General features: G+C 68.3%; 12 protein-coding genes. 4 read left to right on the forward strand and 8 right to left on the reverse strand.

Translation table 11 applies throughout. From position 1 onward, the window contains the following. Positions 1-6: 6 nt before the first annotated feature. The 3 genes from G6N25_RS22515 to G6N25_RS22525 are packed head-to-tail and all read right to left on the reverse strand — an operon-like array spanning position 7 to position 4,825. The gene (locus G6N25_RS22515; RefSeq protein WP_083075307.1) at positions 7-1,935 is read right to left on the reverse strand and encodes a putative bifunctional diguanylate cyclase/phosphodiesterase; all 1,929 of its coding nucleotides are present in this window, start codon (positions 1,933-1,935) and stop codon (positions 7-9) included. A gap of 7 nt (positions 1,936-1,942) precedes the next feature. After that, complete coding sequence (locus tag G6N25_RS22520; protein WP_083075305.1) at positions 1,943-4,075, reverse strand: Rv1355c family protein; 2,133 nt, start codon at positions 4,073-4,075, stop codon at positions 1,943-1,945. A gap of 33 nt (positions 4,076-4,108) precedes the next feature. Further along, entirely contained in the window at positions 4,109-4,825 is a 717-nt protein-coding gene (locus tag G6N25_RS22525; RefSeq protein ID WP_083075303.1) for a hypothetical protein, read from the reverse strand. 213 nt (positions 4,826-5,038) lie between these two features. On the opposite strand from G6N25_RS22525, the gene G6N25_RS22530 reads away from it, so the two are divergent. Further along, positions 5,039-5,263, forward strand: a complete 225-nt coding sequence (locus tag G6N25_RS22530) for a hypothetical protein (protein ID WP_083075301.1) — start codon at positions 5,039-5,041, stop codon at positions 5,261-5,263. A gap of 21 nt (positions 5,264-5,284) precedes the next feature. Here G6N25_RS22530 and uvrA read toward each other — a convergent pair whose 3' ends face one another. Continuing rightward, positions 5,285-8,194, reverse strand: a complete 2,910-nt coding sequence (gene uvrA, locus G6N25_RS22535; RefSeq protein WP_083075299.1) for an excinuclease ABC subunit UvrA — start codon at positions 8,192-8,194, stop codon at positions 5,285-5,287. A gap of 131 nt (positions 8,195-8,325) precedes the next feature. Between uvrA and G6N25_RS22540 the strand changes: the two genes are divergently transcribed. Next, entirely contained in the window at positions 8,326-9,003 is a 678-nt protein-coding gene (locus tag G6N25_RS22540) for an MBL fold metallo-hydrolase (protein ID WP_083075297.1), read from the forward strand. A gap of 10 nt (positions 9,004-9,013) precedes the next feature. Here the strand turns inward: G6N25_RS22540 and G6N25_RS22545 are convergent, their stop codons facing one another. Beyond that, positions 9,014-9,457, reverse strand: a complete 444-nt coding sequence (locus G6N25_RS22545) for a universal stress protein (RefSeq protein ID WP_083075295.1) — start codon at positions 9,455-9,457, stop codon at positions 9,014-9,016. A 308-nt stretch (positions 9,458-9,765) separates the two neighbouring features. Here G6N25_RS22545 and G6N25_RS22550 point away from each other — a divergent pair, with 308 nt between their 5' ends. After that, complete coding sequence (locus tag G6N25_RS22550) at positions 9,766-11,340, forward strand: mannosyltransferase (RefSeq protein ID WP_083075293.1); 1,575 nt, start codon at positions 9,766-9,768, stop codon at positions 11,338-11,340. Between the two features lie 28 nt (positions 11,341-11,368). On the opposite strand, the gene G6N25_RS22555 is transcribed toward G6N25_RS22550, so the two are convergent. The 3 genes from G6N25_RS22555 to G6N25_RS22565 all read right to left on the reverse strand — a co-directional run bounded on the left by G6N25_RS22555 (position 11,369) and on the right by G6N25_RS22565 (position 17,130). Continuing rightward, a complete protein-coding gene (locus G6N25_RS22555) occupies positions 11,369-12,748 on the reverse strand; it encodes an MFS transporter (protein WP_083075291.1) in 1,380 nt (459 codons plus the stop codon). 14 nt (positions 12,749-12,762) lie between these two features. Next, positions 12,763-14,943, reverse strand: a complete 2,181-nt coding sequence (gene uvrB / locus G6N25_RS22560; RefSeq protein WP_083075289.1) for an excinuclease ABC subunit UvrB — start codon at positions 14,941-14,943, stop codon at positions 12,763-12,765. Between the two features lie 114 nt (positions 14,944-15,057). Continuing rightward, entirely contained in the window at positions 15,058-17,130 is a 2,073-nt protein-coding gene (locus tag G6N25_RS22565) for a serine/threonine-protein kinase (protein ID WP_083075287.1), read from the reverse strand. 260 nt (positions 17,131-17,390) lie between these two features. Here G6N25_RS22565 and G6N25_RS22570 point away from each other — a divergent pair, with 260 nt between their 5' ends. Further along, positions 17,391-20,075 carry an FHA domain-containing protein gene (locus G6N25_RS22570; protein WP_163672542.1) on the forward strand — a complete coding sequence of 895 codons (2,685 nt, stop codon included), beginning with the start codon at positions 17,391-17,393 and terminating at the stop codon, positions 20,073-20,075. The last annotated feature ends 27 nt before the right edge of the window (positions 20,076-20,102 follow it).

The raw sequence follows: 20,102 nt of genomic DNA on the forward strand, positions 1-20,102 counted from the left end.
CGCCGCTCAGGCGTCGCCGGTCCCACCCGTCTTCGGTGGCGTCGATCGCAGAGCGGGCTCGGGATTCCCGCGGCGCGGTTGCGCGATTCGGTTGATCCTGACGGGAACGGAACCCTCGGCCAGTAGCCGCTTCGTCGCGTCGGCGCCCATGGGTTGGCAGAACAGGAATCCCTGTGCGCGGGTGCACCCCTCGTCAACAAGGGCCTGCGCCGCGCCCTCGGCCTCGACCCCCTCGGCGACCACGTCGAGGTCTAGCGCCTGGGCCAGGCCGACGACGGCCCGCACAATCGCGAGATCGTCGGCCGACGCGGCCAGATCCAAGACGAATCCGCGATCGATCTTCAAGGTGCCCACGGGCAACGTCCTCAGCAGGCCCATCCCGCTGTAACCGGTGCCGAAGTCGTCGATGGCGATGTCCACCCCGATCTCGGTGAGCCCGACCAGGGTGGCCCTGGTGTTCACCAGGTCTCGAATGAGCATGCTTTCGGTGATCTCCAGACCTATCGAGGAGCCGTCGAGGCCGAATTTTTTGATCGTCCGCCCCACGGTGTTCACGAGGTCGTGAGCGACGAGTTGCGCCGGTGACACATTGACGCGCAGCAAGGTGTCCAGCCCTACGCCGTCCGCCCGCCACTCGGCCAAATCGGCGCACGCCGCGTGCAACACCCAGTTGCCGAGTTCTCCGGCGAGGTTGATGGATTCGGCTACCGGCACGAAGTCGTCGGGAAGCAACAACCCCCGGGTGGGGTGTTGCCACCGCACCAGGGCTTCGACCGCCAGAACCTGACCCGTCAGCATGTCCACCTCGGGAAGGTAGACGACGGTCAGCGCATTCGTTTCGATCCCCGCCTGCAAATGAAGTTCGATGTCGTTACGAAGCTCGCGGCGGGTGAGCATCTCGGCGGAGAACACCCCGATGCTGTCTCCCCCGGTCCCTTTGGCGAAAAGCAGCGCCTCATCGGCGCGCCGTAGCAGTTCCAAGCTCGAATCTTCGCCGGGGACACCGCATGCGACGCCGACGCTCACCGTGCGGTTGAGGACCTCACCGCCGATGACCACGTGATCCGTCACCTGCGCGCTCAGGCTCTCGGCGAGCTCCCTGGCGGTGTCGAGGTCCATCGCGGAGGTGGGGACTATCACGAACTTGTCGCCGCCGAGCCGGGCGATCAATCCCTGTCCCCGCATCGTTTCGGTCGTCCGCGTGGCGAAGTCGCGGATGAACTGATCTCCGGCGGCATGGCCGAGGTAGTCGTTGATCGCCTTGAGCCGATCGAGGTTGAAGAGCAACACCGAGACGGGTCCCGGCCGCTCGTCGGCGAGGCGACAATCCAGATGCCCCAACAGGGTTCGGCGATTCGGCAATGCGGTCAGATCATCGTGCTCGGCTTGGTAGCGCAGCTGATCCTCGACGTTCAACCGGGCCTGCACCTGGGCGAACATCGTGGTGACCACCGTGAGCGTGTTGAGCTCGTCCTGGCTCCATTCGCGGTCACCGTATTTCACAAAACCGAGCACCCCGGTGGTGACGTCACCGGACAACAGCGGGACGGACGCCATGGAGATGGCCGGAACACCGCTTGCCGCGGAGATGGTGTGCTGGTAACGCTCGTTCGCGGAATTGGGACGCAAAATAACCGGCTCTTTGGCGTGTTCGCACAGGGCGAAGATCGGGTCGGCGTCGGCGAAGTAGATCGTATGCAGCGGGTCGGGCTCGAGTTTGTCGGGCCGCGGTGGCCATTCGGCCACCAGGACCGTGGCGCGGATGCTGTGGTCGTTGTACCTCAGGAAGCTGACGTCCACGTCGAGGATTTCCACCAGCTCGGCCAGTATCTGTGTGCTGATATCCGTAGCGGTGCCGGCGGTGGCGCCCATGAGCTTGGTGGCCACGGCGGTGACGATGGTCGCCAGACCCCGTGCCGGACTGTTGTTTTGCATCCCCGTGCTACCTCGGCGCATGCAGGGTGGCGCTGCGCGCGCGGCGTCTGGTCGGCACGGACGGCCGCGGCCCGGCGACAAGCCGCAGGAGCAGAATCTCGCATTCGCCCTTGGCGATTCCCAGTCGCGCGCGAAAGGACTGCTGCAGCGTCCGCAGCTGTTCGGCGTAGGCCGGTGACAAGGTCTGAATGTCGTTGTCGCCGTGGGCATACAGGAACACCGGCGACACCGGGTGCACGCCGAAGCCACATTGTTCGGCGGCGATCCATAGCGCTTCCAGGGCCGCTCCCCCGCGGGCATAGTCGGTGAGTGCGGGACCCCGCGTGACGATCATGGCCAGCGCGGCGCTGGCCATGATCCGCTGGCGCGTGACGTCGCCCAGCGCCGCGCCCGCATCCCAGCGCGCAAGCTCGGCCATGACATCGGGCCGCCGGATGAGTTCCAGGGCGGCCAACTCGCCGGAGTCGAGCTCCAAGCCACGGATGTCGATGCCCGTCTCCGGCGACGGGTCGGCGGGCCACCGCAGCTCGGACACCATGTCCGCGTGCAGCCGCGGGGTCAGATAACGGATGCGATCGGCCCGGGCCAGAATCTCGGAGACGGCCGCGATCTCGTGGCGATCCGTGATGAGTTGAAGCCGCGCGCCCTCGCCGGCCGTGACGGCCTCCAACAGAGTGGCGGTGGCCGGTTGGATCACCGCCGGGGTGCCGGGGTGACGATTGGTCTGACGCGCCAGCATCGGCTGATACAGCTTCGCCAGGCGGGGATCATCGCCGCGGCCCCACACCATCGACCCGCGAAGCGCCGTGTGCGGATGGTTCTCGTCGAAGCTCACGGACCCCAGCACCGCGTGGGCCGCCGCCGCGACGCGGATGTTGAACATGGCCGCGCCGAGCGCGACCGCGCTGGCCCGGAATTCGACGTCCATCGTGGACGAATCCTCGGCCGCCAGCAGCACGTGGATCGCCTTGTCATCCACGACAATCCGCCAGGGCTGACAGTTGCCCCCGGAAGGCGCGCGGATCGCGGCGTCGGCGACGGCCTCGGCGATCCGGGTGTCCCCGCTCGCCGGCGCGCCGGTGCCACGCACCGGACCCGGCGCGTCGTCGTCGTGCGCGGTCGGCTGGTCGATCCGATTCAGTGCGTCGGCGAGGTCGATCTGGACACGTCCGGACCCGAGCGGCTCGCCCATTCCGATCCGGCGCACCGCTTCGGCGACGGCCGCCGCTCCCACCCAGATATCGCTGGCCAGCTGCGGCCACCCGCCCAGCGTCTGCCCGACCTCGACCAGCGACGCCGCCCCGCGCGCGGAAAGCCGCCGGGCATCGAGCAGGCGCAACAGGTAGGGAAGCTTTTCCCGGGCCGATAGCGCGTGCAAACCCGTCGTGTCGACGTCACCGAGCAGGCCGTGCATGATCGGCCGTCGCGGCTGGAGGTCGTAGCGCTCGACGTCGAGCTGACCGCGATCGCTCGTGGCCATGATCACCGGAATGCGGCGCCGGCGCGCCGCCTCGCGCAGCAAGATCTTGATGTCTAGGGAATCCGCCTGGTCGACCACGATGTCGAGGCCGTCGAGGAAGCCATCCAGCAGTTCCGGTGTCACCCCGGAGGTGAACACCTCCACGCTCAGATAGGGATCGAGTTCCGCGATCCGCCGCGCGGCGACCGTGGCCTTATTTGCCCCGAGATCGAAAACGGTGGCGGGCACCCGATTCAGGTTGGACAGCTCAAGGTCGTCGCCGTCGGCCAGCCGCAACGAACCGCAAAGACCCTGCGTCGCTAGACAGTACGCGATCGCGTGCCCGGAACTTAGGCCCACAACGCCGATTCGCTGACGTCGGAGCCGCTGCTGCTCGGCAGAGGTGATGAGGTGTCTGTTGCGGTCGAGGCGGGCGGCAGCAAACTCGTGCGGGCCCGCGATCCGGACCACCGCTTTGCGCCACGGGTAGTACGCCCACCGCTTGTCCTCGCCGGAGAGGTCGCCCTCGTCCGGCCGCCCCGCCGTCTCTTGGCGGAACCCATCGATGAATTCGATACCCGAAGTCGCCCTCAGCCGCTCCAACACCTCGCGTTCCGCGGCGACATGATCAGCGAGAACCACCGCACTGCATGCCGCTTCGTGGTCGAAGCTGTAGCCCATCCGCGACTCCCATCGGCGCCGACCCAATTTCGCTTAAGCCGAAATACGCCGGAGGATTTCGGAGTCCTCGGCGCACATCAGCTTAAATTGTTCGGGTTCGGCATGCGTGGCAATAGTGCGACGGTCCCACCACATCACTTTGGTTCGGTAGTTCTCATTCGGATAGGCCGCCGCGGGTATGCGGGTGGCCACGACGCCTCCGGAGGATCGCCACTGCTCCAGCACATGGGCTGCCGCCGTGGCCATGACGAACTGAACACCCAGCGCCGTCATCGTCGGCAGCGCGGTGCGGGCCAACACCCTGGACAGCGCCCGGCTGCCGAAATCCTCGGAATTGGCCCAGGCGCTTTTGACTTCCACGACCCCGAAGGCAAGCCGGTTGGCGATCATCCGGCGCAGCGCGGCGCGGCCCGGGTTGCCGTTCCACTCCTCAAGCGCATGGGTCTCATCGGGGGAGCGCAAGGGTCCCACGACGCGCGTACCCCCGACCACCCGGCCTTGTGGATCAACCGCGGCAAAGAAGAGGGCCGTGTCGGCGCCGCCGCGAATCGCGTCGAGGTCGAGCACCCATTCCAGTCCGTGACGGCGATAGCTCTGTAGCGCACCGTCCAGGTACTGCTCCCACAGATCAGGCTCCGCCTCGGGGGTGGACGCGGCGATCCAACATCCCGTCGCCTGATCCCACCACCCCGCCCCGCCGGCCAACCACGCGCCGCCGGTCGCTTCGCCTGTCAGATGAGCCGTTTCCATAGGTGTCCCTTCACTTGTTAACCGCGCAATCCGGACTGTTTTCTGACGCGTCTTGGAGTATTTCTTATGTCGGCGCGCAATTAAAGAGCGAAACAATTGCGCTCTGAACATCGACGCTTGCGGCGAAACTGTTAGCTTCGCCGGCGATCATTGTCTCGCCCTCCGCCGGCCCGCCACCGTCATGTCGGACGCGGGCGGCAGTAGCGTGGCGGCATGCCCGACGAACCGGACCCTGGGTACGACGATGCTGGCGTGCCGACCTTCGAATCCGTCCGCGAGAAAATCGAATCCCGGTACGCGACCGCGCAGGGCGCCGCGGAACTCGACGCCGAGACGGCGGAGGGCCGCTCCGTCGAGGAGCGATACGAGGAGCGCCGGCGCGCGGCGGCCGAGCGCCTGGCGCAGATCCGCCAGTCGATGCGCCCCGAAGAGAGCTGAGGGAGCGCCGCGAAAGCCTTGTCAGGCGGTGACTTTGCGGCGTCCCCTCGACCGACGGGGTCTGCCGACGACCTCGGCGAGAAACTTCCCGGTGTAGCTTTCCGGCACCGCCGCGACGTCCTCCGGGGTGCCCTCGGCGACAACGGTTCCGCCCTCGGCGCCACCCTCGGGCCCCATGTCGACGATCCAGTCGGAGGTCTTGATGACGTCCAGGTTGTGTTCGATGACGATGACCGTATTGCCCTTGTCCACAAGGCCGTTGATGACGCTCAACAGCTTGCGGATGTCGTCGAAATGCAGTCCGGTGGTGGGCTCGTCGAGGATGTAGATGGTGCGCCCGGTCGAGCGCTTCTGCAGCTCCGCGGCCAGCTTGACGCGCTGCGCCTCGCCGCCGGACAGCGTCGGCGCGGGCTGACCAAGCCGGACATAGCCCAGGCCGACGTCGACGAGGGTGCGCAGGTAGCGGTGAATCCCGGTGATCGGCTCGAAGAACTCCGCGGCTTCCTCGATCGACATGTCCAGCACCTCGGAGATGGTCTTGCCCTTGTAGTGCACCTCGAGGGTTTCGCGGTTGTAGCGGGCGCCATGGCAGACCTCGCACGGCACGTACACGTCGGGCAGGAAGTTCATCTCGATCTTGATGGTGCCGTCGCCCGTGCATGCCTCGCAGCGGCCGCCCTTGACGTTGAACGAGAACCGACCGGGTTGGTAGCCGCGGACTTTGGCCTCGGTGGTGGCCGCGAACAGCGTGCGGATCTTGTCGAACACCCCCGTGTAGGTGGCCGGGTTGGACCGCGGCGTGCGGCCGATCGGCGACTGGTCGACCCGCACCAGCTTGTCCAGATAGTCGAGCCCGGTGACCCGGGTGTGGCGCCCGGGGACCTGCCGGGCGCCATTGAGCCGGTTGGCCAGCACCGCGGCCAGGATGTCGTTGACCAGCGTCGACTTGCCCGAGCCGGACACGCCGGTGACCGAGGTCAGCACACCGAGCGGGAACGACACGTCGATGCCCCGCAGGTTGTGCTCGCGGGCGCCAACCACGGTGAGCCGCCGGCGTCTATCGATGGGGCGCCGGATCGCGGGGATCTCGATGCTTTCCCGGCCCGACAGGTAGGCGCCGGTGATCGACTCCTTGTTGGCCAGCAGCTCGCCGTGGGTTCCGCTGTGCACGATGCGGCCGCCGTGCTCGCCGGCCCCCGGGCCGATGTCGACGATCCAGTCGGCGTGCGCGATGGTGTCCTCGTCGTGCTCGACGACGATCAGCGTATTCCCCAAATCCCTTAGTCGCGTGAGGGTTTCGATGAGGCGACGGTTGTCGCGCTGGTGCAGCCCGATCGACGGCTCGTCCAGCACGTAGAGCACCCCCACCAGGCCGGACCCGATCTGGGTGGCCAGCCGGATGCGTTGGGCCTCACCGCCGGACAGCGTGGCCGCGGCGCGGGACAGCGACAGATACTCCAGCCCGACGTCGAGCAAAAAGCCGAGCCGCGACTGGATTTCCTTGAGCACCTGGCCCGCGATCGCCTGCTCGCGCGCCCCGAGGGTCAACGCGTTCAGGAAGTCGGCGCAGTCGGAGATCGACAGCTCGCAGACCTCGGCGATGGACTTCTGGGCGCGCTCACCCCCGAAATCCCCAGCCAGCGTCACCGCCAGGATCTCCGGCTTGAGGCGGGTGCCCGCACACACCGGGCAGGGCACGTCGCGCATGAAGCCCTCGTAGCGTTCCTTCATCTGCTCGGACTCGGTCTGCGCCATCTTGCGTTGCAGGAACGCCAGCACGCCCTCGAAATCGGCGTAGTAGGACCGGGTGCGGCCGTACCGGTTGCGGTACCGCACGTGCACCTGATGGTCGGAACCCTCGAGGATCGCCTTGCGGGCCTTGGCCGGCAGCTTGTGCCACGGCGTGTCGACGTCGAACCCGAGCTCCTCCCCGAGCCCGGCCATCATCCGGGTGAAGTACTCCGCGGTGTGGCCGTTCGACCATGGCGCCACGGCGCCGTCGGCCAGGGTGCGCTCCGGGTCGGGCACCACCAGGTCCGGGTCGACCTCCTTGCGGATGCCCAGGCCGCTGCACTCGGGGCAGGCGCCGTAGGGCGAGTTGAACGAGAACGACCGCGGTTCCAGGTCGTCGACGGCCAGGGCGTGCCCGTTGGGGCAGGCCAGCTTCTCGGAGAACCGCTGCTCGCGGTGATGATCGGGTTCGTGGGCTCCGTGATCCGGGAACTCGAGCACCACGATCCCGTCGGCCAGGCTCAGCGCGGTTTCCACCGAATCGGTGAGCCGCTGCTTGGCGGTGGCCTTGACGGTGAGGCGGTCCACCACCACCTCGATGTCGTGCTTTTCCTGCTTCTTCAGTTTCGGCGGGTCGGTCAGCGAATGCACGACGCCGTCGACCCGCACCCGGCTATAGCCCTGGGCGTTGAGCTTCTCGAACAGGTCGGCGAATTCGCCCTTGCGGGTGCGTACGACCGGCGCGAGGACCAGGAACCGGGTGCCCTCCGGCATCGCCAGCACCTGGTCGACGATTTGCTGCGGCGTCTGCCGGGCGATCCGTTCGCCGCAGACGGGACAGTGCGGTGAGCCGGCTCGGGCGTACAGCAGCCGCAGGTAGTCGTAGACCTCGGTGATCGTTCCGACCGTCGACCGCGGGTTGCGGTTGGTCGACTTCTGATCGATCGACACCGCCGGGGACAGGCCCTCGATGAAATCGACGTCCGGCTTGTCCATCTGCCCGAGGAATTGGCGGGCGTAGGCCGACAGCGACTCCACGTAGCGGCGCTGGCCCTCGGCGAAGATGGTGTCGAACGCCAGCGACGACTTGCCCGACCCGGACAGCCCGGTGAAGACGATCAACGAGTCGCGCGGCAGGTCGAGGTCGACGCCGCGCAGGTTGTGCTCACGGGCACCCTTGACGATCAGGCGGTCCGCCACGCTGCCCCTCTCTGGAACTATCCCGAAACTCTCGGTCGCCTAATGCGGTTAGTGCGCACGGCGCATTCCATGCTATGTGCCCGCACCGACAAGCCGACCGGGCCGGCCATAACCAAGTAGCGTGACCGGGTATGACCGTCCTGGACGACAACTACACCGGACACGTCGACCCTGGTACCGCCGCACGCTGCACCCTGCCCGGCGCCACGATCCTCAAGGCGTCGGTGGGCCCGATGGACAACAACGCCTACCTGGTGACGTGTTCCGCGACCGGAGAGACGCTGCTGATCGACGCCGCCAACGACGCCGACGTCCTCCTCGACCTGATCCGGCGGTACGCCCCGAAGGTATCGCTGATCGTGACCAGCCACCAGCACTTCGACCACTGGCAGGCGCTGGAGGCCGTGGCCAAGGCCACCGGCGCGCCGACCGCCGCCAACGAGATCGACGCCGAACCGCTGCCCGTCAAACCGGACCGTTTGCTGGCGGGCGGCGACACCGTGCGCATCGGCGAGCTGAGCTTCGATGTCATCCATCTTCGCGGGCACACGCCCGGATCGATCGCGCTCGCCCTCGACGGGCCCGCGACCGGCGGGATCACGCAACTGTTCACCGGCGACTGCCTGTTCCCGGGCGGCGTCGGCAAGACGTGGCAACCCGGGGATTTCACCCAGCTGCTCGACGACGTGACCACCCGGGTGTTCGACGTGTACGACGACTCCACCGTCATCTACCCCGGCCACGGCGACGACACGGTGTTGGGCGCGGAGCGCCCCCACCTCGCGGAATGGCGCGAACGAGGCTGGTAGACCGGGGCGGTCAGGACGTGGTGTGCACGATCAACACGTCGACGTTGGCCCGGCGCGAGACGTTGGCCGGCACCGATCCCAGCAGCCGGCCCGCGATGGTGCTCAGCCCGACGTTGCCGACGACCAGCAGGTCGGCTTTTTCGTCCTCGGCCAGCTTTACCAGCGCGTCGACCGGGGCGCCGACGATCGGCCGCTCGTCGACGTTCGTCGCGCCCGCCGCATGCGCCCGCTCCTTCGCGTCCTGCAGGATCGCGTAAATCGGCGCGGTCCCGGACACCTTGTAGCTTTCTTCCCGCAGAGCGTCGGCAGCCCGGGTGTCCTCATGCTGGGGCAGGTACGCCGACGCGATGATCAACTTGGCGTCGGTCCCGGCGATCTTCGCAGCCCGGTCCACCGCACGCATCGATGAATCCGAGCCGTCGGTTCCGACCACCACGGTCCGATAGGCACTCATTTACCCTCCCACTTTCGGTTGGTCAGCCAACCCAAGACAGTATCGCGTTTACCGGATAAACGAGGGATCAGATTTGCGACTCAGCGTGGCGTGGCGCGACCGGCATTTGGGGGCCACGCCGCACCAACGGACAATATCCCCGACGATAAAGCGGCCGTTTGCTCGTGGCCATCGCGGAAAGCGTTGCATTACGGAACTTTTCGCGGAATGCGGATTCGCGCCGCAAATGCGCCACCCGGGCCGCGCCCATGCCGTGCGGACCTGGTGGTGAGCCGTCTGACCTGGCACACCCTACAGTGACAAGCATCATGTCCATGCCCACCCTCGAGCAAAACGCCGCGGGCGTCATCGACGAACCCGCGCCCGCGCGCCCGCGCGGCCGGTTGCTCGATCCGTGGGCGATTGCCCTGTTCGCCGCCGCCGTCAGCGTCGCCTGGGCCGGCAGGCCCTCGTTCTGGTTCGACGAGGGTGCCACCATTTCGGCCTCCGCGAACCGGACGCTGCCCGAGCTGTGGAAGCTGCTGGGGCACATCGACGCGGTGCACGGGCTGTATTACCTGCTCATGCACGGCTGGTTCGCGATTTTTCCACCGACCGAATTCTGGTCGCGACTGTCCAGCGCTCTGGCCATCGGGGTGGCCGCCGCCGGCGTCACGGTGTTCACCAGGCGGTTCGCCCCCGGGCGCGCCACCGCGGTCTGCGCGGGTGCCGTCTTCGCCATTTTGCCGCGCACGACGTGGGCGGGCATGGAAGCGCGCTCGGACGCGTTGGCGGTTGCGGCGGCCGTCTGGCTGACGGTCCTGCTGGTCGCCGCGGTGCGGCGTAACAGGCCGAGACTGTGGCTGTTCTATGCGCCGGCATTAATGCTGTCGATTTTGCTAAACCTCAACCTGATCCTTTTGGTGCCGGTTTACGCCGCGATGCTGCCGCTGCTGGCACCGACAAAATCCCGCAAATCCCCCGTCATTTGGTGGGCCGTCAGCTCGGCCATCGCCATCGGCGTCATGGCGCCGTTCATCGTCTTCGTCCACGGCCAGGTATGGCAGGTCAACTGGATCTATCCCGTCAGCTGGCATTACGCCTTCGACATCGTCCTGCGGCAGTACTTCGACCACAGCGTCCCGTTCGCCATTCTCACCGCCGTCCTCATCGTCGCGGCGATCGCGGCCCGGCTTGCCGGCGCACGGGCCCCCGCCGGCGACATCCGCACCCTCTTGACCCTCTGCGCGGCGTGGATCGTCCTTCCCACCGCCCTCATCGTCATCTACTCGGTGATCAACGAACCGATGTATTACCCGCGCTACCTGATCTTCACCGCGCCCGCGGCGGCCGTCGTCATGGCCGTCTGCATCGTCACGATCGCCCGCAAACCGTGGCCCATCGCGGGTGTCGTGCTGGCGTTCGCCGTTGCCGCGCTGCCGAATTACCTCTTCATTCAGCGCTGGCCTTATGCCAAGGAGGGCTGGGATTACAGCCAGGTGGCCGACCTGATCGGTTCGCATGCCGCGCCCGGGGACTGCCTGATGGTGGACAACACCGTGCCCTGGAAGCCGGGCCCTGTCCGCGCCCTGCTGGCCGCCCGGCCGGCGGCCTTCCGGTCGCTGATCGACGTCGAACGCGGCGCCTACGGGCCCAAGGTCGGTTGGCTGTGGGACGGCCACGTCGCCGTGTGGCTGACGACGGCCAAGATCAACAAGTGCTCCGCCATCTGGACGATCACCGATAAAGACAAGTCGCTGCCCGATCACCAATCCGGGCGCCCGTTGCCGCCGGGCACCGCGTTCGGGCGTGCCCCGGCGTATCGATTCCCGAGCTACCTGGGATTCCGCATCGTCGAGCGTTGGCAATTCCATTACTCGCAGGTCGTCAAGTCCACGCGCTGACGAAGGAGTGAACGTCGCGGCGACGTGCTCAGCGGTCGCGGCGGGCCGCGGCATAAGAACCCACGACACCGGCGGCACTCAACGCGGTGAACACCGTAAACAACCAGCGGGCCGCCATCACGTCGCCGCCCCGGGCCGTGTTGACCACGACACCGGCCAGGCCGGCGCCGAACGCCGCGGAGATGAGCTGCACGGTGTTGATGGCCGCGGCCGCGGCGCCGCCTTCGGCCGGGTCGTTGACGGAATCCATCGCGCGCACCGACAAATGGGGCCAGGCCATCCCGATCCCGACTCCGGCCACGAGCAGGGCGACCGCCCAGAGCGCGACCACCCCGGCCGACGCGTTTTCGCGCTGGGTGAACGCACCCAGCGCGAGCCCCGACGCCACCACCGCCGGCGCGACCGCGACCACCCGCCCGATCGCCCGCGGGCTCTCCAGCGATGCGCTGACGATCTCGGAGGCCGTCCAGCCGACCGCCAGGGCCGCGCCGAGAAATCCCGCGGCCACCGGCGCCAGATGTGCCAACCGCTGACCGAACAGCGGCACGTACGTGTCCACCATCGCGCCGACCATCAGCACGCCCATGGTCAGGTAGATCCACTTGAGGGGGCCGGGACCAAACACGCTGGGCGGCAACACCGCCGCAGGCATCCGCCGGTCGACGATCACGAACAATCCGACCAGGGCGACACCGGCGGCGAGCAGCCCGGCGGTCGCGATGACGTCGCGCGGGAGCTGGGCGACGCTGACAACCAGCGCGGCGCCGCCCAGCAGCAGCAACGACCACACCGGCACCTTCAGCTTCGGTATCGCGCCGCTCGGGTCGCCGCGGCCCGCGGGCAGCGCCATCGGCACCAGGATGGCCATCAGGGCCGTCAGGACCGCCATCGCGGCGAAAGCCCACCGCCACAACCCGAACTGCGCGAACAACCCGCCCGTCGCGGGCCCGACCACCGTGGCGACGCCCCACATCGCCGACACCAGCGCCGAGGCCCGCGTCCACAGCGAGCGGGGCAGCGCCGCGTTGATGACCGCGTAGCCGAGCCCGGCCAGCAGGCCGCCGGCCACGCCCTGCAGAGCGCGCGCCGCGATCAGGACCTCCATGCTGGGGGCCGCCCCGCAGGCCAGGCTCGCGACGCCGAAGAGGACCAGTCCCATCAGGTACGAGGAACGCGCCCCGACGCGCAGCAGCATCGGATTGACCATGGTCGCCGCGACCACCGACCCGACCAGGTACAGGGTGGTCACCCACGCGTAGAGGAGGCGCCCGCCGATCTCGGCGACCGTGTTCGGCAGCAGGCTGATGGTCAGGAACTCGTTGGTGGCATACAGCGCCACACCGCCGGCCAGCACGACCGATGTCCCCAGGTACTTGGCGCCCAGCAGCTCGCGCCAGCTGCCGGTCATGCGGGTGGTGCTCGTCACTTCAGCCCGGCGGCGTCCATCCCGCGCAGTTCCTTCTTGAGGTCGGCGATCTCGTCGCGGAACCGCGCCGCCAGCTCAAACTGCAGATCACGCGCGGCGGCCATCATCTGCTGCGTGAGGTCTTTGATCAGGTCGGCCAGTTCGGCGCGCGGCATGCTGGTGACGTCGCGGCCCTCGAACACCCCGGCGCTGACCGCGCGGCCGGGCTCGCCCTGGGCACGCCGGCCTCGGGACGCGTTGCGTCCCGACCCGCCGATGGGGATCGACTCGGTGGCCTCGGTATCGGCGGCCTCGCGGTAGACCTGGTCGAGGATGTCGGCGATCTTCTTGCGCAGCGGCTGCGGGTCGACGCCATTGGCCTCGTTGTAGGCGATCTGCTTGGCCCGGCGCCGTTCGGTCTCGTCGATGGCCTCCTTCATCGAATCGGTCATCGTGTCGGCGTACATGTGCACCTCGCCGGATACGTTGCGGGCGGCGCGGCCGATCGTCTGAATCAGGCTGCGGGACGACCGCAGGAAGCCCTCCTTGTCGGCGTCGAGGATCGACACCAGCGACACCTCGGGCAGGTCCAGGCCCTCGCGCAGCAGGTTGATGCCGACCAGCACGTCGTAGTCGCCGAGGCGCAGCTGGCGCAGCAGTTCGACCCGGCGCAGCGTGTCGACCTCGGAGTGCAGGTAGCGCACCCGGATGCCCATCTCCAGCAGGTAGTCGGTGAGGTCCTCGGCCATCTTCTTGGTCAGGGTCGTCACCAGCACCCGCTGGTCGGCGTCGGCGCGCTTGCGGATCTCGCCGATCAGGTCGTCGATCTGCCCCTTGGTCGGCTTGACCACCACCTTGGGATCCACCAAGCCGGTGGGCCGGATCACCTGCTCGACGAATTCACCGCCGGACTGGCTGAGCTCGTATGGGCCCGGCGTGGCCGACAGATACACCGTCTGCCCGATCCGGTCGGCGAACTCCTCCCAGGTCAACGGCCGGTTGTCGCATGCCGACGGCAGCCGGAACCCGTACTCCACCAGGTTGCGTTTGCGCGACATGTCGCCCTCGTACATGCCGCCGATCTGCGGCACGGTGACGTGCGACTCGTCGATGACCAGCAGGAAGTCCTCCGGGAAGTAGTCGAGCAGCGTCGCGGGCGGCGAGCCGGGGCCCCTCCCATCTATGTGCCTTGAGTAATTTTCGATGCCCGAACAGAACCCGACCTGGCGCATCATCTCGATGTCGTAGTTGGTGCGCATCCGCAGCCGCTGCGCCTCCAGCAGCTTGCCCTGGCGCTCGAACTCGGCGAGCCGCTCGGCGAGCTCCTCCTCGATGGTGGAGATCGCGTGCGCCATCCGCTCCGGGCCGGCCACATAGTGGGTGGCGGGGAAGATCCGCAGCGAGTCGACCTGGCGGATCACCTCGCCGGTCAGCGGGTGCAGGTAGTACAGCGCCTCGATCTCGTCGCCGAAGAACTCGATGCGAACCGCCAGCTCCTCGTAGGACGGGATGATCTCCACGGTGTCGCCGCGCACCCGGAACGATCCGCGGGTGAAGGACAGGTCGTTGCGGGTGTACTGCACGTCGACCAGCAACCGCAGCAACCCGTCCCGGGGTACGTCGGCGCCGACCCGCAGCTCGACGGAGCGGTCCAGGTAGGACTGCGGCGTGCCCAGGCCGTAGATGCACGACACCGAGGCGACCACCACCACGTCGCGCCGGGACAGCAGCGACGACGTCGCGGAGTGCCTTAAGCGCTCCACGTCGTCGTTGATGGAGCTGTCCTTTTCGATGTAGGTGTCGGTCTGCGCGATGTACGCCTCGGGTTGGTAGTAGTCGTAGTACGACACGAAGTACTCGACCGCGTTGTGCGGCAACATCTCTCGCAGTTCGTTGGCCAGCTGGGCGGCCAGCGTCTTGTTGGGCGCCATCACCAGGGTGGGCCGCTGCAGGCGTTCGATCAGCCACGCGGCGGTGGCCGACTTTCCGGTGCCGGTGGCGCCGAGCAGCACCACGTCGCGCTCCCCCGCCAGGATTCGCCGCTCCAGCTCCTCGATGGCGGTCGGCTGGTCACCGGCCGGCTGGTGCGGGCTGACCACCTCGAAGTGACCGCCCGCGCGCACCAACCCTTCCACCTCTTCTGCGGCTGGGCGGTATTCCGAATGGGCGACTACTGGGTGTTCCGTGGCGAAAGCCATGTCACCAGGGTAGAGCGGTGCACCGACAAGTCGAGCGGCGCGAGCGTGCGCAGAATGCCAGCCATACCGGCGTGTCGCCGTACAAACACGCACGCTCGCCAGCACAAAGGCGGGCTATGCGGCGGGTGGGGTCCACGTCCGCGTGACGGGATCACATTCGAGGAGGTGTCCGTCGTTGGACGTCGTCATGGCGAACACCGGGGTCCCGGGCCGGTCGCACGAGCTGCCCGAGGCGTGCGTCCCGGTCGTGATGGGGGCCCTGGCCCAGGTGGTGCCCTCACAAACGATTTGCTCGTTGTTGGTCGGGTCGTAGGCCAGCTTGTCGAGGTCGCTGCACAGCCCGCCCAGCACGGGCGGCGATCCCTTGGTCGACCGCGGGTTCGTGGTGTTGACCGCTTGGGCGGGATCGGCCACGTTGACACCCGCCGGCACGTCACCGGTCCGGCTGGCCACCACGGGTACCCGCACCACGGCCCCCTGCGCGCCGCACTCATTGCTGAGCACGGTCTCGGTGACCGTGCCGCGCAGGGTGCCGTCGGCCTGCGGCGCCAACGACCACGCCACCGTCTCCTGCTGGGTGGCCCTCACCTGCCCGTTCGGCTGGGTGCAGCCCACCCGCTGCTGCTGAGGCGTGCCCTGCCAATAGCCGCCGACGAAGCGCAGGGTGTCCGTGTGACCGCCATCGGTGGTGCTGGCCGTCTGGTGGTTGGCGTCGTCGAGCTGGGTCCCGGTGGCCGCGCAACCGTTGGCGGTGCACACCGAACGGAAGGCCCACCAATTGGTGGGGGCGCCGTCGTGCCGGATCGGGATCCCGTTGGCGATCTGCTTGCTGTGGTCGTAGGTCAACTGGTAGGTGCCGTTGAGCGCCGGTCCCCCGGGTCTTGCGGGCGCGCTGGCCGCCGAGACGGAGGGTTTCGAGGCGAGCGCGGGGTTGGCCGGGGAGGTGTCGGGCTGAAAGGAGTACAGGATCGACCAGGTCGCCGCGACGGCGATCAGCACGGCGCAGAGCAACGCGGTCCCCCACCGGGTCCGCGACGAAAACCTGTGGTTCATCGCCGCCACAACACCGTGGACCCCGCGCGTCCGCGGCGGCGCCGTCACAACGGCATCGGCGTCGGAGACGTCGTCGAACTGTTCGCCGATGGCGGCGGCCAACGCGCGGCACCGCTCGAACCTGTCCTCGGGTTGCTTGGCGAGGGCCTTGAAGAACACGTCGTCGAGGTGCGCCAAGTCCGGGCGGTAGTCGCTGAGCCGGGGCGGATCCTCGTGCAGGTGCTGGCTGATCACCGCGATCGGGTTGGAGTGCTGGAACGGGGGCGCGCCGGTCAGCAGATGAAACGCCGTGGCGGCCAACGCGTATTGGTCCGCCCGGCCGTCGATGTTGGAGCCCGTCAGCTGTTCGGGCGCGGCGTAGGCCACCGTTCCCACCGCGACATTGGTCTCGGTGATGCCGCTGATGTTCGCCAGGTGGCGCGCTACGCCGAAGTCCGCCAACAGGATTCGGCGCTCCCCGTCCTCGGGGTGGGTGAGCAGGATGTTGGCGGGTTTGACGTCGCGGTGCAGCAAGCCGCGGTCGTGGGCGTAGTCGAGCGCGCCCGCGACGGCCTGCAGGATGGCGCACACCTCGTGTATCGGCATACCTTTTTGGCCGTCCTGATAGCGCTCCTTGACCAGCCGGGCGGCATCGGTGCCCTCGACGTAGTCCATCGAAATCCACAGCTGCCCGTTGAATTCGCCGCGATCGTGGACCCCGACGATGTGTGGGTGCCACAGCGTGGCCGCGAGGTCGGCCTCCCGGTTGAACCGCTCGCGGAACTCACGATCCGCGGTGACCGCCTCGGCGAGGACCTTGATCACGTCGCGGCGCGGCAACCTGGGATGCAACGCCAGATAGACCTCGGCCATGCCACCGGCGCCGAGCTGCCGCAGGATCGTATAGCCGGCGAACGACGCCCCACCGCTCAGCGCAAGGCGCGATCCGCTGGCCTCGTCGCGGTGCTCGACCGCCGCGGCGGGCTCCGCGTTAGGGGTCGAGTTGACCGGCGGAATCCGGCGAAACAGATGCGCGACGGTCGCCGAGGGCAACGAATGAAAGCCCGCGCGCAGGGCCTCTCGGGCCAAGCGGGGGTTGCTCAGCAGCCGCCGCCCGGCATCAAGGCGCCGGGTGGTTCCCCTGTGGTCGTCCATCGATAACTGCCCCCTCGGTTCTCGGCACTACCTGCAGGCATCGCCGCGATCTTCGGTACGGCGGGGCAGGCGCGGTGGTGCGCTCGGCGCGCCCGGACAGAACTCGTTTAGCTCCCCTCACGCTCGAATCATGCCGGATGCCGGTGGGCGATTGTTTTCAACAGGCTATGAAGCGGCTATGAGTGGCCAAATCGAAATAAAGTTAAATCACAGGCGAGTCCCATGGAGCCCACTCAACCCGCGGACCGATACTTGAGTATGTGAGTCGACCCGCCCCACCTGTCCTGACGATCCGGCACGACGGGTCCCAGCGTTCTTTCGCCGCGGGCCACGAGGTGGTCGTCGGGCGTGATGCCAACGCCGACTTGCGGATCCCGGACCCGCGGATCTCCCGCGCGCACCTGATCGTGCGGTTCGATCAGGGCCGGTGGCTGGCGATCGACAACGGCTCGCTGAACGGCACCTACGTCAACGGCTACCGGATGCCGGTCATCGACATCCACGACGGCCAGAGCATCAACGTCGGGAACCCGCAAGGGCCGCGGCTGACCTTCGCGATCGGTCCGCAGCAGGGCCAGGCCAGCCGGCCCTCGCAGCCGAGGCCGACGCGGGACTCCGGGCCGCCCACCCTGACCTGGTCCACCGTCCCGGGGCAGACGAATCCCACGGCGCCGCCTCCGCCGCCGCGCCCCGCGCCGCCCAAGCAGCCGGGAAGGCCACCCGGCCCGCCCCCACCGCGCCAGCCGGCTGCGCAGCCGCGCCAGGCGCCACCGCCGCGGCGGATCCAGACGTCGGGGATGCCGGCGGCGGCGAGGCCGCCGGCCGGAACGCCACCCGACCAGCTGACCGTGGTCAACGCCCGGCCCGCCGGGCCGCCCGCGGCGCCCCCGCCCGAGTCGACGCCGCCCGCCGAGTCGACCGTGATCGACGCCAAGACCGCCGACGTGTCGAACCTGGCCACGCGCTTTGTGAAGTTGCTCGCGCCGCGCTCCTCGGCGGCCGCGGGCACGGCCGGCGCCATGACGATCGGTCGCGCCGCCGACAACGACATCGTCGTCGCCGACGTCCTGGCCTCGCGCCAGCACGCGACGCTGGTGCGGACGCCGCTCGGCGCCGAGATCCGGGACAACAGCATCAACGGGACTTTCGTCAACGGCACCCGGGTCGGATCGGCGATCCTGACCGAGGACGACGTGGTCACCATCGGCAACGTCGACCTGGTGTTCCGCGGCGGCACGCTGATCCAACGCAGCGTCGCCGAGACGCGCACCGGCGGTCTGGAGGTGCGCAACGTCAAGTACGTCGTCGACAACGGCAAGCAGCTGCTGGACGGCATCTCGCTGACCGCCCGTCCGGGCACCCTGACCGCCGTGATCGGCGGGTCGGGCGCCGGGAAGAGCACGCTGGCCCGCCTGATCGCCGGCTACACCAGCCCCAGTTCCGGTTCGGTCACCTTCGAGGGCCACAACATCCACGCCGAATACGCCTCGCTGCGCAGCAGGATCGGCATGGTGCCGCAGGACGACGTGGTGCACCGCCAGCTGACGGTCAACCAGGCGCTGGGCTACGCCGCCGAACTCCGGCTGCCGCCCGACACCAGCGCGGCCGACCGCGCCAAGGTGGTGGCCCAGGTCCTCGACGAGCTCGACCTGACCAAGCACGCCGACACCCGGGTCGACAAGCTGTCCGGCGGTCAGCGCAAACGCGCGTCGGTGGCCCTCGAACTGCTCACCGGGCCGTCGCTGCTGATCCTCGACGAGCCGACGTCGGGCCTGGACCCGGCGCTGGACCACCAGGTCATGACGATGCTGCGGCAGTTGGCCGACGCCGGCCGCGTGGTGATCGTGGTGACGCACATGCTGTCCTACCTCGACGTCTGCGACCAGCTGCTGCTGGTGGCACCGGGCGGCAAAACCGCCTACTGCGGCCCGCCCGACCAGATCGGCGAGGCGATGGGCACCAGCAACTGGGCCAAGATCTTCACCAAGGTGGGCGCCGACCCCGAGGAAGCCAACCGGCGCTTCCTGGAGCAGCGCGAGGCGCAGAGACGGCCCCAGAAGCTGCTGCCGGACAAGACCGACGAGCCCGGCGACCTGGGCGAACCGGTGCACACCAGCGTGCGGCGCCAGATCTCGACGGTCGCGCGCCGGCAGGTCCGCCTGGTCGTCGCCGACCGCGCCTACTTCATCTTCTTGGCGCTGCTGCCGTTCATCCTCGGCGCGCTGTCGCTGACCGTTCCGGGCAACAGCGGATTCCGCGTCCCCGGCCCGCAGGCCGGCACGCCCGACGAATCCGCGCAGATCCTGAACCTGCTGCTGCTCGCCGCGGCGTTCATGGGCACCGCGCTGACGATCCGCGACCTGGTCGGCGAGCGCGCCGTCTTCCAGCGCGAGCAAGCGGTCGGATTGTCGACGTCGGCCTACCTGCTCGCCAAGACCGCGGTGTTCTGCGGGTTCGCCATCCTGCAGTCGGCGATCACCACCACGATCGTGGTGGTCGGCAAGGGGGCGCCGTCCCAGGGCGCCGTGCTGCTGGGCCATTCCACCTTCGCGGCCATCGTCGAGCTGTTCTTGACCGTCGCCGCGACCTGCGTCGCCTCGGCCATTCTCGGCCTGGCCATTTCGTCGCTGGTCCGCTCCAGCGAGCAGATCATGCCGCTGTTCGTGGTGTCGATCATGGCGCAGCTGGTGCTGTGCGGCGGGATGGTGCCGGTCACCGGCCGGCTCGCCCTCAACCAGCTGTCCTTCGCGATGCCGGCGCGCTGGGGCTACGCCGCGGCGGCGTCGACGGTCGACGTGCGGCACCTGGTACCGGGTTCGCTGCTGCCCCAGGACCGGTTCTGGCAGCACACACCGAAGATCTGGCTGATCGACATGGGCATGCTGGCCGCCTTGTCGGTGTTCTACGCCGGCTTCGTGCGGTGGAAAATCAGGTTGCGCCGATAGGGGGCGACATCATCCACCCGCCGAAGC

This window comes from Mycobacterium heidelbergense (assembly GCF_010730745.1).
Lineage (GTDB): Bacteria > Actinomycetota > Actinomycetes > Mycobacteriales > Mycobacteriaceae > Mycobacterium > Mycobacterium heidelbergense.

Bases quoted from the DNA above. Each gene is read 5' to 3' on its own strand.
- uvrB (WP_083075289.1), bottom strand. From the start codon at position 14,943: ATGGCTTTCGCCACGGAACACCCAGTAGTCGCCCATTCGGAATACCGC.
- G6N25_RS22550 (WP_083075293.1), top strand. From the start codon at position 9,766: ATGTCCATGCCCACCCTCGAGCAAAACGCCGCGGGCGTCATCGACGAA.
- G6N25_RS22520 (WP_083075305.1), bottom strand. From the start codon at position 4,075: ATGGGCTACAGCTTCGACCACGAAGCGGCATGCAGTGCGGTGGTTCTC.
- G6N25_RS22565 (WP_083075287.1), bottom strand. From the start codon at position 17,130: ATGGACGACCACAGGGGAACCACCCGGCGCCTTGATGCCGGGCGGCGG.
- G6N25_RS22530 (WP_083075301.1), top strand. From the start codon at position 5,039: ATGCCCGACGAACCGGACCCTGGGTACGACGATGCTGGCGTGCCGACC.
- G6N25_RS22525 (WP_083075303.1), bottom strand. From the start codon at position 4,825: ATGGAAACGGCTCATCTGACAGGCGAAGCGACCGGCGGCGCGTGGTTG.
- G6N25_RS22515 (WP_083075307.1), bottom strand. From the start codon at position 1,935: ATGCAAAACAACAGTCCGGCACGGGGTCTGGCGACCATCGTCACCGCC.
- G6N25_RS22545 (WP_083075295.1), bottom strand. From the start codon at position 9,457: ATGAGTGCCTATCGGACCGTGGTGGTCGGAACCGACGGCTCGGATTCA.
- G6N25_RS22540 (WP_083075297.1), top strand. From the start codon at position 8,326: ATGACCGTCCTGGACGACAACTACACCGGACACGTCGACCCTGGTACC.
- G6N25_RS22555 (WP_083075291.1), bottom strand. From the start codon at position 12,748: ATGACCGGCAGCTGGCGCGAGCTGCTGGGCGCCAAGTACCTGGGGACA.